This is a genomic window from Gordonia oryzae, from assembly GCF_003797185.1.
GTDB classification, from domain to species: domain Bacteria; phylum Actinomycetota; class Actinomycetes; order Mycobacteriales; family Mycobacteriaceae; genus Gordonia; species Gordonia oryzae.
Window position 1 is genome coordinate 1 of record NZ_RKMH01000028.1, and the last position, 12,692, is coordinate 12,692.

Sequence of the window (12,692 nt, forward strand, 5' to 3'; positions counted from 1 at the left end):
ACTTTCGAACAGAACATGATCGACAAGGCGGCGAGAAAGCCCGCTTAGCCGGTGTCCGGGAAACGGGGTCAACCTCAGTCCTGCGCGCGCATTAGTTGGCGAGAGCCCCGCGAACTCGTCGACACCGAGGGACAGCAGCAACTCGGTACGGATCAGACCCAGCCACAACGAGACCGCATGGACGCCGTTGCCCTGCAGTTCGACAGCCATGTCGGCGACCATCTTGTCCAGTGCTGCCTCGCTCATGCCGTAGAGCACCGAGTGCAGGTGATCGCGCGTGCCGAACGATGAGATGGTGACGATCAGACCCGATCCTGCAGCCGGCGTGCAACGACGCCACGTAATGGGCGCGTACGCCGACCCCGATCAGCGAATCCCAGTCGAAGACCGGCCGCTGCCAGAAAGGTTCGCTGAATCCGCCGAACCCGCGAGGCGCCGCCCACACATTGTTGACCAGCAGATCGAGGCTGCTCTCGGCCTCGTTGATCGTCTCGCAGACCGCACCGACGGCGTCGTCATCGGTCTGATCGCAGGTGATCACCCGGCCCTGTCGGGCCCGCGTCCACTGCGTGCAGTGGTGTAGACGGTCCAGCCGGCATCGAGAAGTGCGGTGGCCACCCCGAGACCGACACCGCGACTGGCGCTGGTCACCAACGCCACCCGACTCACCCCAGTGGCGTCTCGTCGTCAGCAGAACCGGGCCCGTGATGGTTGCGGTCTCCCTCGGTTGCTGCGGGCTCGGGCAGCGGCGGAGGGTCGGTCATGAATGCGGTACGGGAGCCGTTGACCGCGGCGACCCCGACGATCGAACTCCATACCATCATCGTCAGATAGTCGATGAGATCGTCGACGCTGATGGATCGTTCGCCCATCCACCAATCGACGGTGCGCTGGATACCGCCGACGAGGGTGTACGCCCACACCTGGGCGCCCGCGGCATCACCGTCCCGTTCGCGCAGACGTATCACGATGGTCGAGGTGAGCAATTGGGCCACCAGCTTCTCCGACTCCGCAGAGGTCACCGACGAACTAGGCGACGCCGACAGCGCGAACCGATACAGGGCGGGCTCGTCGGCGACGGCATGGACGTAGACGCTGATCACCGTGCGGGTCAGTGTGTACTCGTCGACGTCGTCGGTGATGGCCTCGATCAGCCGCGGCATCAAGATGGTCTCGAAGAACCGCACCGTCGTGGCGACCCCGAGATCATTCTTGTCGGTGAAATAGCGGTAGAGCACCGTCTTCGAAACGCCGATGTGCCGGGCGATCTCGTCCATCCCGGCGTCCGCGCCGAGTTCACGGACCGCAGCTATCGTCCCGTCGGTCAGTTCGGTGCGCCGCTCGCGCTTGTGGGTTTCCCAACGCTGCCGACGACCGTCGGGTTTGGCGCGCTCCTCGACCGCTCCGCCGAGCAACGCTTGTTCGATTCCGCGGGTCACGTTCGTCGCCGCCGTCACCGCAGCACGCGCCGCCGCGGCCGGACTGGGACGATTTGCGATCACCCGGTCAGCGTAGTCGCTGCCGACGGGTAGAAATGGATGGGTGTCAACTGTGACGACCGACGTTTCCGGTAGCGGCAGGCATCGGGCTACGCCGACAAGTGCGCCGGGGTTCTCCTCGGGCGGTTCCGCGTCCGACGACCGCCGTCGCCGTGATCTGCGCAAGATGAAACTGCTGGCGACCAGCTTCCTCATCGGTGCCGCCGTTGTCTACCTGGTCACCCGCTACCTTGAACACCGCGACGGCGCCCAGGTCGCCGCGTGGGTCGGGTATGTGCACGCGGCGTCGGAGGCCGGCATGGTCGGTGCCCTGGCCGACTGGTTCGCGGTGACGGCGCTGTTCCGGCACCCGCTGGGCATCCCGATCCCGCACACCGCTCTGATCCGTAAGAAGAAGGACGACATCGGCGATCAGCTCGGTGGCTTCATCGAAGAGAACTTCATGACGCCCGAGGTGATCGTGCAGCGCGCCGAGCAGCTGGACCTCCCACGTCGAGTCGCGACTTGGCTGGCTGATCCGAACAACGCCCCACGAGTGTCTGACGAGGCGGCCCGCGCGATCAAGTTGGCGTCGGAAATGTTGCGCGACGAGGACATCGAGCAGTTCATTCAGGCAACCCTGCGGTGGGCGGCCGAACCCGAGTGGGCGCCGGCGATCGGCCGCATCCTGCATCAGTTGATCGCCGAGGACCGTCTCGAGCCGGTCTTCCAACTCCTGTGCGACCGCGCTCACGATTGGGCGCTCGGTAGCCAGGACCTCATCGACCGGGTGGTAGAGAGTGACGTCGGACCAGCCTGGAAACCGAAGTTCGTGACCAATCTCATGGGCGATCGGATCTACCGCGAGCTCGTCGATTTCACCTACAAGGTCCGTACCGAACCGAATCATCAGATGCGCCGGTCGATGCACCAATTCGTCGAGCAGTTCGCCGACGATCTGCAGAAGGATCCCGAGATGGTCGCCCGGTTCGAGAACATCAAACGCGAACTCGTGGGCAGCGAGGAAGTGGCCGGCGCTGCGTCGACCGCCTGGAATACCGGCAAGGCAGTCATCGAACAGATGCTCGCCGACCCGAACAGTACGTTGCGCAACACCCTGACCGACGCTGCGATCAACCTCGGCAGACGGATCCGCGACGACCGGCCGCTTCAGGAGAAGATGAACTGGTGGGTCGCACGTGTCGCCAATCACCTCGCGACGAACTACTCGCGGGAGATCATCTCCGTCATCACCGAGACCGTGCGTGGCTGGGACGCCGAGGACACCAGCCGGAAAATTGAGCTCCAGGTGGGCCGCGACCTGCAGTTCATCCGTATCAACGGCACTGTCGTCGGATCGCTGGCGGGACTGGTGATCTACACGGTCTCGGTCCTTATCTTCTCCTGACCGCCGCCGGACGAGGGGCTTCGCCGCCACGCCGCGCTGCATGCAGTGTGCTTGCACGTGTTAGCACTGAGGGTCGATACTGGGTTCGGTGAGCCACGGGAGGTGACATGACAGCGAAAAGGCCCCACGACAGCACGTCCGAGCACCGCTCCGACAACGATCCCGCCGACGATGTGCCAAGCTCCGACGAGGGCGATCGCGAGATCGGCGGCGTCGGACACACCGTGGAAGCCGTCACCGCCGTCACCGCGGTCGCCTCGGATGCGGTCGCATCCGCAGCGCAGGATATTGGCGGGTTCATCCGATCCCAGCGAATGGCCGCAGAGGTGTCGTTGCGGCAGTTGGCCGAACGGGCCGGCGTCAGCAATCCGTATCTCAGTCAGATCGAGCGCGGACTCCGCAAACCCTCGGCAGATGTGTTGGCGCAGATCGCCAAGGGCCTGCGGGTGTCTGCCGAGGTGTTGTACGTTCGTGCCGGGATCCTCGAAGAACGGCCGGCCAGCCCGGTGCGTGATGCGTTGATCGCCGATGACTCGATCAGCGAACGCCAGAAGCAAATGCTGCTCGAGATCTACGAGTCCTTCCGCAAGGAGAATGCCACCGACGAGCCGATCCCCGACAAGTGACCACAGGTGACTAGGGCGGTCAATTCACCAACCGCACAAGCGAATCGAGGAGTTCCGATGATGCCGGACAACCCATTGTCGACAGCGTTGGGTCAAGTGTCGGCCCTGCTCAACGATTTTCGCGAGCGCGGTGAGGCCGCCACCGAGCAGGCCCAGACAAAGATCGCCGAGAGTATCGAGTCGGCACAGGAACGCATTTCCGAGTCGCGCGAGGACCTCACCGAACGCGTCGCCGAGCGAGTCGATTCGGCGCAGTCCACCCTTGATGACACGTTGGCCAGCGCGCTGGCAACGTTCGAGGAGGCCAAGAGGAAACTCGCCGCCCTGCCCGTCGAACTGCCCGCCGAGATCGACGAGCTGCGCGCGCGATTCTCCCCGGAGGAACTGCGCAAGGTTGCCGACGCGTACCTCGCTGTTGCGGCCGCGTTGCTGGCATCGCTGTCCGAGCGCACCGAAGAGGTCGTCGACCGACTCAAGGCCCAACCGCTCCTCGGCGAGAACCTCCCGAAGCTGGAGAAGGTCTACAACGACGCCGTTGCCCTCACCGAGGACACGTTGGGCACCCTGGCGACGCAGACCAAACTGATCAGTGGCCAAGCCGCCCGCGGAACCGGTGTGAGACAATTGACCTCGCGGCGAAGTGCTAAGAAGGCCGCGCGCGCAAAGGGTTCGGCCACCACGGCGTTGCCTGCGGCGAAGAAGGCTGAGGCGGCAAAGGAGACCGTACCGGCAAAGCGCGCCGCGCAGGTCAAGGTCGCGGCCGGGGAAGCCGAGGCCAAGAAGCCTGCCGTCGTCGCGAAGGCGCCGGTGAAGAAGACTGCGGCGAAGAAAGCTCCGGCGAAGACCGCGGCCACGAAGGCTCCGGCGACGAAGACCGCGGCAGCAAAGGTTTCGGCGAAGAAGGCAGCCGCCGAGAAGTCTCCGGCGAAGAAGGTGGCGGCGACGAAGATCGCTGCGAAGAAGGCTCCAGCGAAGAAAGTTGCGAAGAAGACCACTGCTTCGAAGAAGACCACCACCGCGAAGAAGACCACTGCTGCGAAGAAGACCACTGCGGCGAAGAAGACCACTGCTGCGAAGAAGACCACTGCGGCGAAGAAGACAGCAGCAAAAACCGCCGCAGCCAACAAGAGCCCCGCGAAGAAGGCGACCGCACGCACGTCGCCGCTCCCCTAAGCGTCCGAGAAAAACTGACAGAAAAAGCTAGAGTGGCTGCGTGAGTTTAGTCAACGTCCTCGCCGCCGGTCAGAGCTACGTGTTGTGGGTGCTGACCGTGCTCGCCGGCGTCGCAGCCATTGTCGCCCTCGTCCACGCGTCCGTGCAGCGCGACGACGCCTTCCCGGCGGTCGACAAGCAGAGCAAGGTGCTCTGGGTGTCGTTGCTGGCCCTCGCGACTCTGTTCATCTGGCTGTTCCAGGCGCCCACGCTGTTCTACCTCATCGGCGTCGTCGTGCTGATCGTCTACCTCGTCGACGTCCGGCCGCGTGTCGACTCCATTCAGAACAAGCATTGGTTCCGCAAGATTCGGTGAGCTGAACCCGGGTCCGCACACCCGTCTGTGTCCTGCCCGTCTGCGTCACACCCGTTTGCGGCGTACTGGTTTCACCAGCCGCCTGCGACCGTTCTCATGACGGTTGCGGGCGGTTCTCGTATGCCACGACGCCGGGCGGCCGTCCCCACCGATGAGTGATGAGCGCCACACTGATCAAATATGCATCGCAGATGTCAATCTGATGATCACATGCAACTGACCCGCTTCACCGACATCGGCTTGCGCGTGGTGATGCGCCTGGCTGTCTCGGACAGGTTGATGACCACGCGGATCCTTGCCAAGGAGATGGCCGTGCCGTACGCGCACGTCACCAAGGTGACAGGCCGCCTCGCCGAACTCGGTGTCGTCCACTCACGCCGGGGTCGCGCGGGGGGTTTGGTGATCACCGATCTGGGTCGTACGGCCCAAATCGGTTGGATCGCAGCAAGTCTCGAAGGTGACGGCGAAGTCGTCGACTGCGACGGTGAAGTGCCGTGTCCGCTGCGCCGGGCATGCCGGTTGCGCGGTGCGCTCGCCGCCGCCCGCCGTGCCTTCTTCGACAGCCTCGACGATGTGACGGTCGGGGACCTCGTGGCCGACCCTACCGGAGCGGTCCTGCTCTCCCTCGATCCCCGCGTCGCGCCGAGGCGGCGTACCACGGTCGAGCCGAATCCCATACCCAAATCTGAATAGGTTCGGCAACAAACGATTCCGCCACTCTGTGGAACAGATCAGATCGGAGTCGTCGTGCTCACCATGCTCACTCGCGAGGTCATCGCGGTCACCCTGCCCTGTCGACGGAGCACTCGGGGAGATCACCCCAAACTTCTATGCGCGGATGCTCGCGGCTCACCCGGCATTGCTCAATGACATGTTCAACCGCGCCCACCAGCGTTCCGGTGAGCAGCCGATGGCGTTGGCCGGGTCGATCGCGGCCTTCGCCAAGCTGCAACTCGAACCCGATCTGCGGCGGCAACGATTCATCATCGACCGTATCGCGCACAAACATGCGTCCCTCGGGGTCACGCGCGATCAGTACTCCATCGTCCACGAGCACCTGTTCGCTGCGATCGTCGAGGTTCTCGGTGACGCGGTAATCCCGGAGGTCGCCAATGCGTGGGACGAGTTGTATTGGGAGATGGCCGATGTACTGAGCCGTAAAGAAGCAGACCTATACGCAGCGGCCGGCGTCGAACCAGGTGCGGTGTGGCGTGATCTCGTCGTGACCCGACGCGATCAGGTGGCTCCGGATGCGGTGTCGTTGACCCTGGCCGCGCCCGACGGTGTGGATCTTCCGGCATTCTCTCCCGGGCAGTACATCTCGGTGCAGGTGCCGTTGGCCGACGGCGCGCATCAGATCCGGCAGTACAGCCTGATCGGCACGCCGCACGCGCGCGACGAGTGGCAGATCAGCATCAAACTTGCCGGCGAGGTGTCGGCGTTTCTGCACGAGAGTGTCTTCGAGGGCGACGCGGTGCACCTCTCGATCCCGTTCGGTGATCGCGTTGTGCCTGAGAATGATTCGCCGTTGCTGCTGGCATCGGCGGGTATTGGTTGCACGCCGGTGATCGGGCTGCTGACCGCGCTCGCCGAGTCGTGCACCGACCGCCCGGTGACAGTTCTGCACGCCGACCACTCGCGGGCCGGCCAACCTCATCGAGGCAAACTTGGTGCCCTCGTCGAGCAGATCGATTCGGCACGGCTCTACCAGTGGTATCGGCATGGTGCCGATCATCTTGAGTCCGAGGTAGTACGCAGCGGCCGAATGTCGTTGGACGGCATCGATCTTGTCGACGGCGTTCACGCCGTGCTGTGTGGCCCCGCCGGGTTCCTCGACTCGATCCGCACCCAGCTGCTCGACCGGAACGTGCCGTCAGGCCGCATTCACTATGAGGCATTCGGGCCGGAATGGTTGCGCACCAGCGCGTCGTGATGAGCGTGTCGTACGCGGTGCCAACCGCGGTCACAGTTGTCTGGTAGGGCATGGCGATCGCGATTTCGTTCCTCGATGCGCCGCTGAAATCCCGTGCTGTGGGGATGACCAATCCGCTGGTTCTGGGGATCGGGCGGCTGGTGTTCTGTGCGCTGAACGCCGTCGAGGCGGGTGCGGTGATGGTGCTCATTGTGTGCGCGGTCGCCGGGGAATGGGTGGGGCAACCCGCGGGCGTCCTCGCCGTGGTTGCGGTGGTGGTGCTTGCGCTCCGACCCGTCGGAACCCGGCCCGCGGTGAACCGCCGCTCGGACGAGGTGCTCGCGGCTGGAGCCGATGGCCCAAGCAGTCATGCGCACCGGGCGTAGGCTTGTAGAAGTCGTCACGGTGTATCTGCTGATCGCTACCGGGATCGTGCTGCCGGCGTGATGACTCAGTGCTCTTTGCCAGATGATCGACGGGAGGCGCGAGTCGCCGAGCGAGGGTCGCCGGGTGCGCGGCATCCGGCGAATACACTGTCATTCGTGGCTGAGTATCGGATCAACGACCTGGCAGCGGCGTCCGGCGTCAGCGTCCGCAACATCCGGGTCTATCAGGATCGTGGGCTGCTGCCGCCGCCGACAATCCGCGGTCGCACCGGCTGGTACTCCGACGATCACCTCAATCGCCTGAATCTCATCTCGCGGATGCTCGAACGCGGATACACCTTTGCCACCATCAGTGAGCTTCTGCACGCAGCCCACTACGGGATGAAGGTCGAGCATGTGTTGCGTGACGCGCCCACCAAGGGCGGACGGTTCCGCAACTTCAAACGCGCGGCCACGATCACCTTCACCGAATTGCGCAAGACCCTCAACGCCAGCGAGCGCTCTATTGCGCTCAGCCAGAAACTCGGGCTGCTGGTCAAGGATGGCGCCCACTACGCGATCAAGAACCCGGAGGTCCTCGAGGGCGCTGAGGTGCTGGTCAAGAGCGGCGTCGACATTGACGTGCTGCTCGATCGCTTTGTGCGGGTGCAGGACGACCTCGAGGATGCGGCCCGCAGTTTCGTCTCGATCATCACCGACAAGTACCTCAACGAGAACCTGCCGACCCTTGGCGAGGCCAAGGTCAGCAAGATGGCCGAACTGATCCAGACGGTCCGGCCGATGGCCCACGAGATCGTGGAGACCACTTTCCGCAAAGCGCTCGACGACGCGATCACCCGGGCGATCGGCGAGGCGTCGACGTACTTCGACGTCGCCGACCCCGATGGTTCGGCCACCGATGTTCGCAGTGCCGACGTGGCCGACGGACCCGCTCCGGACATCGATCCCATGACCGCAGGCGATAGCGCCCCGAACATGACAACAGGTAGTGTTACATCGAACGCGCTGTCCCCCGACACGTCCGAGGACCCGACTCCGGGTACCGAGGAGCCGGTGGACACGCCGCGAACGCACCGTCCGACTCCGCGATCGTCCTGATCGCCGCGCCCGGCCGGTCCTGGGGAGAGGGTGGACACATGAGTCGACGTGGGTGGGTTACCGGTGCCGTCGCCGCCGGGGCAGGTCTGATCGGGGTTGGGGTGGGCACCATCGGTGCCGGACTGGTACGTGAAGCACTACATGGCGATCCGGCCGTCGACGACGGTCCCGACGATCTGCTGGCCACCCCGACGGCCCCGAGCGAGACCAGAACTGTCCGCGCCGCCGACGGCACCCGGCTCAACGTGGTCACCTACGGTCCCGGTGCACGCGGTGACGACGACACCGCAGGTGACGTAATCGTCGCGGTGCACGGATGGACGTGCAACACCACCTATTGGTATCCCCAGATCAACGACTTCGCCGGTGAACGCACCGTCATCACCTACGATCAGCGCGGGCACGGAGCCAGTGAGCTCGGCCGCAAACGACCCACCGTCGCGACCCTCGGCCAGGACCTCGACGCCGTCCTCGACGCCGTTGTCCCGCCCGGGCGCCGAGCGATCCTCATCGGCCACTCCATGGGCGGTATGACGATCATGTCGTGGGCGGCGCAGTATCCGCACAAGGTGTCCGATCGCGTGTCGGCGGTGGTGCTCGCCTCCACCGCGGCCAAGGCGGTCATGCAAAATCACCTACTCATACCGATCGACCTGCCGCGTTACAGCAGACCGTTCGCGCCTGCGGTCACCAAGCTCATCACCTCGGCGCCGCTTGCGGTGCCGCGCAGTTCCTATGGGCCGCGGATGTCGCAGTACATCGCGCTCGGCACCACTGCGCGCGCCTCACATGTCGAGTTCGTGGACAACATGATCATGAGTTGTCCGCCCCGTGCGCGGGCCCGCTGGGGCGCGGCGATGGGCAAGCTGGATGTGACCGCGGGGCTGGATGCGCTGACGGTCCCAACGACGATCGTGGTCGGCAGTGCCGACCGTTTGACCCCGCCCTCGCACGCCGAGCAGATCGCAGAGGTGTTGCGGCGCAACGGAACCCTCCGTGACCTCGTCGTACTCGACGGGGTTGGTCACATGTCGACGATCGAGGCCGGGTCCGTCGTCGACGAGGCCCTCGCTGCGGTCATTGCCGATGTGGAGCAGCCGAACCCGCCGACTGATCACGTCCCGTCGCTCTGAGCGGCAACTCCAGGCGGAACACCGCACCTCGTGTCGCGCCGTCCGGTGTGCGCGGCAGGAGACGCACCTCGCCCCCGTGGGCGCGGGCCAGACCACGCGCCACTGCCAGTCCCAGACCGGCGCCGCCCGAGCGTCGATCCCGTGAATCATCCAGACGCACCATACGATCGAAGATCCGTTCGCGGTCGGCGTCGGGGACGCCCGGTCCGGTGTCGCTGACCGTCACGGTCACCCACCCGCCGGACTCGTCGGGTGCGTGGGCGACCGCAACCTCGACCCGCCCGCCGGCCGGAGTGGCCTGACAGGCGTTGTCGATGAGGTTGGCCAGGATCTGCGAGATTCGGCCGGGGTCGGCCAGTGTGGTCGGGGCGTCACCGGTGGCGACCACAGTCAGCTCGGGATGCAGGATCGCCACCCGGCGACACTGATCCTCGGCAAGGACGACGAGGTCGACCACCTCGGGATGTAGCGCCAGACCCGCGTCGATGCGGGCCATGTCGACCATGTCGCCGACGAGCCGTCCGGCGCGGCGGGTCTCCTGCACGAGTAACAGCAGTAACTGTTCCCGATCCTCGGCAGATGCGTCGGCATCCATCTGCAGCAACGTCTCGGCGATCGCCTGCACCCCGGTGACCGGGGTGCGCAACTCGTGGGCCGCGTCGGCGACGAACTGCCGCACCGACTGCTGCACGGCGCGCTGATTGGCCTCGGCGCCCTCCAGGGAATCGAGCATGTCGTCGAAAGCCGCTGCGGTGCGCCCCAACTCGGTGTCGGTCCGGGTCGGGGTGAGGCGTTCACCGCGACGGCCACGTGCGATCGAGCGCGCCACATCGGTCATGGTGTCCAACGGCGCCAGGGCATAACGCATCCCGAACCACAGCAGCAACGCGGTGAGCACGAGTGCCCCCGAACCGGTGATCGCCATCCCGATCAGCAGTCGTGACTGCACACCGCCGAGCAGATCGCCGTCAACGGCGAGCGTGAGCGTCGCGCCGTCGGCCCAGGAGGAGTTGGGCGCCTTGAGGGTGATCGCTCGTCGGGCGACCGCGTCGCGGGTCGAGTGGCCGAACACCTCGCCGTCGGCGAGTTCAAGTCGAGCCCGCACCGAGCGGCCCTCGATGCGCTGCAGGAAGATCTCCGGTGTGCGTGAGGCCCGGGCGTACTGCTGAGCGAGGGTGGCCCGATCACTGAGCAACGCCCCGGCGGCACGATGGCCCGCGACGGCGAACAGGGCGCTGCCGATCGCGATCAGCGCGACCAATGACACCGCGAGCACCGCGACGGCCAGAACAGTCACCCGGCTGCGCAACGAACTGCCGGTCAGGCGAGTGTGGATCGTTGTCATGACGGGCGCAGGGTATAGCCGCGGCCGCGTTCGGTGTGCAACAGTCGCCGGCCGTGGGCCTCGAGCTTGCGTCGCAACGCACTGACGTTGACTTCCACCAGATTCGGGTCGTAGTGGTCGTAACCCCAGACCCCGGTGAGGATCTGGGTCTTGGTGACCACCCGGCCGCGGCGCTGCGCGAGGTAGGACAGTACACGAAACTCTGTGGGCGTCAACGCAATTCGCTCACCTGCGCGGGTCGCCGTCCCGTTGTCACGGTCGATCTCGAGGTCGTCGACGTAGAGGATGTCGGTGCGCCCGCCGCGTCGGCGCAGCACCGCGCCGACCCGCGCCACCAGCTCCGCCATCTCGAACGGCTTGACCACATAGTCGTCGGCGCCCTCGGTGAGGCCGTGCAATCGGTCGGCGACAGCGTCGCGGGCGGTCACCATGATGATGCCGGCGTCGCTGCGCCGCCGTACCACGTCGAGCAGTGTGAAACCGTCCGAACCGGGCAGCATGACGTCGAGCAGTACCGCGTCGGGTCGCGCCTGTGCCAGATCGTGTTCGAGTCGAGAACCGTCGGGGCGTGCGAGGACCCGATGCCCGGCCTCGGTCAGCGCCGCGGCCACCGCGACACGGATCGGGGTCGAGTCCTCGATGACGAGGACCGTGGCGCTCATGTCAGGTGATTCTGCCAGCTCGCGGGCATGTCTCGGTCATCGTCGACTGCCGTGGCCGATCAACTCGGTTGCGCCGAGGCCGGGGCCGGTGCACCGCTGGCCTGTGGTGTCGCGGAGTTGGCCGGCGTCGGACGCTTGGCGACGATGCGCGCGGTGACCGTGTCGCCACTTCTGGTCCCGGCGACGAGGACCCGGTCGCCAACGGCGAAGTCGCTCTGCTCCTGCGGCTTCCGTTCGGTCCCGAAATGAGTGTCGCCGGTGATGTCGACGGTCACCGTCTTGCCGCCGTGGGTCTGGATAGTCCAGGTCTGGCCGTTGATCGCGGTGATCTCGCCGGCCACCCCACGTCGGCCCGCCGCCAGGGCGGCATCGCGGCGGGCCTTCTTGTCGTGCTGGGCAGCGGCTGCGACTGGCTGTGTGTGCGAGTCGTCGTGCCCGGTGGCCCAGCCGATACTTCCCCCGATGAGACCGCCGACGATGAGTGCGGCGGCCCCGGTGAGCAGCGCGGTGCGCTGGCGGTACCAGAACGACGGCTTGGGTGCCGGACCGGGAGTGCCCGGTTGCCCCTGCGGTGACCCGGACGGCAGTGACCCGGAAGGGGGTGGGCCGGTGTACGGGCCCGGCTCCCCCGGGATCGGTGCGATCGGCGTCGTCGGGTTCGCCCCCTGTGACATCGGCGCGGGTGACGTCGGGTCCGTCGACATGGGTTCGGTCCCGAACTGGGTGGTGGGATCGTCGGGTGCGCCGCCGTGCGGTTGCCGGGGTTCGTGCTGATTCTCGGTGTCTGACATGGCGACCACCGTAGGGCGGGGGAGTAGGGGGCAACTGAAGGCTTTCTGAAGGTTGACCCGATAGGACCGACGGCTTTTCGGTCGACCGGCGGGCTGCCGGATCTGCGAGGGTCTGCTGAAGTGGCCCGCGGCGCGCAGGTCGCCGCCATCTGCGATGCACCCGCGGGGGAGCGCATCGACGCCGTGGCACGTCTGCTCGGTGTCGGCGGATTCTGGGTCGAAACGATCTGGACGACGGAGAGCCTAAGCCTCGATCCACCGATTCGTATGTGGTCGGGCGGTGTGGGATAGACGAAATGCCCTGTCTGCGTGACAGAATGAGACT

Annotated in this window: 12 protein-coding genes and 2 pseudogenes; 9 read left to right on the forward strand and 5 right to left on the reverse strand. The window is 65.8% G+C overall.

All coding sequences use genetic code 11. The features are described 5' to 3' along the window. Both EF294_RS21120 and EF294_RS21125 read right to left on the reverse strand, forming a co-directional pair. Positions 1-669 (reverse strand): annotated as a pseudogene (locus EF294_RS21120) (SDR family NAD(P)-dependent oxidoreductase); the annotation flags it as partial. Beyond that, positions 666-1,499, reverse strand: coding sequence for a TetR/AcrR family transcriptional regulator (locus tag EF294_RS21125; RefSeq protein ID WP_246008015.1), 834 nt, complete (start codon positions 1,497-1,499; stop codon positions 666-668). The gene EF294_RS21125 and the pseudogene EF294_RS21120, both read right to left, overlap by 4 nt. A gap of 52 nt (positions 1,500-1,551) precedes the next feature. Between EF294_RS21125 and EF294_RS21130 the strand changes: the two genes are divergently transcribed. The 9 genes and pseudogenes from EF294_RS21130 (at position 1,552) to EF294_RS21170 (ending at position 9,569) form a co-directional block, all read left to right on the forward strand. Then, a complete protein-coding gene (locus tag EF294_RS21130; RefSeq protein ID WP_123933159.1) occupies positions 1,552-2,886 on the forward strand; it encodes a DUF445 domain-containing protein in 1,335 nt (444 codons plus the stop codon). 107 nt (positions 2,887-2,993) lie between these two features. Next, a complete protein-coding gene (locus tag EF294_RS21135; RefSeq protein ID WP_123933141.1) occupies positions 2,994-3,512 on the forward strand; it encodes a helix-turn-helix domain-containing protein in 519 nt (172 codons plus the stop codon). 60 nt (positions 3,513-3,572) lie between these two features. Then, positions 3,573-4,685, forward strand: a complete 1,113-nt coding sequence (locus EF294_RS21140; protein ID WP_123933161.1) for an ATP synthase subunit B family protein — start codon at positions 3,573-3,575, stop codon at positions 4,683-4,685. A gap of 40 nt (positions 4,686-4,725) precedes the next feature. Beyond that, entirely contained in the window at positions 4,726-5,040 is a 315-nt protein-coding gene (locus EF294_RS21145) for a DUF2516 family protein (protein ID WP_123933143.1), read from the forward strand. A gap of 210 nt (positions 5,041-5,250) precedes the next feature. Beyond that, positions 5,251-5,733, forward strand: coding sequence for an RrF2 family transcriptional regulator (locus EF294_RS21150; RefSeq protein ID WP_123933145.1), 483 nt, complete (start codon positions 5,251-5,253; stop codon positions 5,731-5,733). Positions 5,734-5,787: 54 nt separating this feature from the next. Further along, positions 5,788-6,973 (forward strand): annotated as a pseudogene (locus tag EF294_RS21155) (globin domain-containing protein). A gap of 50 nt (positions 6,974-7,023) precedes the next feature. Then, entirely contained in the window at positions 7,024-7,338 is a 315-nt protein-coding gene (locus EF294_RS21160; protein WP_246008014.1) for a hypothetical protein, read from the forward strand. Between the two features lie 156 nt (positions 7,339-7,494). After that, complete coding sequence (locus EF294_RS21165) at positions 7,495-8,436, forward strand: MerR family transcriptional regulator (protein WP_123933147.1); 942 nt, start codon at positions 7,495-7,497, stop codon at positions 8,434-8,436. A gap of 38 nt (positions 8,437-8,474) precedes the next feature. Continuing rightward, entirely contained in the window at positions 8,475-9,569 is a 1,095-nt protein-coding gene (locus EF294_RS21170; RefSeq protein ID WP_123933149.1) for an alpha/beta fold hydrolase, read from the forward strand. On the opposite strand, the gene EF294_RS21175 is transcribed toward EF294_RS21170, so the two are convergent. Genes EF294_RS21175 through EF294_RS21185 form a run of 3 tightly spaced genes read right to left on the reverse strand, consistent with a single transcriptional unit; the run spans position 9,514 to position 12,367 of the window. After that, positions 9,514-10,914 (reverse strand): sensor histidine kinase, encoded by a 1,401-nt coding sequence (locus EF294_RS21175; RefSeq protein WP_123933151.1) that lies wholly within the window; start codon positions 10,912-10,914, stop codon positions 9,514-9,516. The two genes, EF294_RS21170 and EF294_RS21175, sit on opposite strands and share 56 nt — an antisense overlap. Continuing rightward, entirely contained in the window at positions 10,911-11,576 is a 666-nt protein-coding gene (locus EF294_RS21180; RefSeq protein ID WP_123933153.1) for a response regulator transcription factor, read from the reverse strand. The genes EF294_RS21175 and EF294_RS21180 overlap by 4 nt, the downstream gene beginning before the upstream one ends. Before the next feature lie 59 nt (positions 11,577-11,635). After that, complete coding sequence (locus tag EF294_RS21185; RefSeq protein ID WP_123933155.1) at positions 11,636-12,367, reverse strand: DUF5666 domain-containing protein; 732 nt, start codon at positions 12,365-12,367, stop codon at positions 11,636-11,638. Between the last annotated feature and the right edge of the window lie 325 nt (positions 12,368-12,692).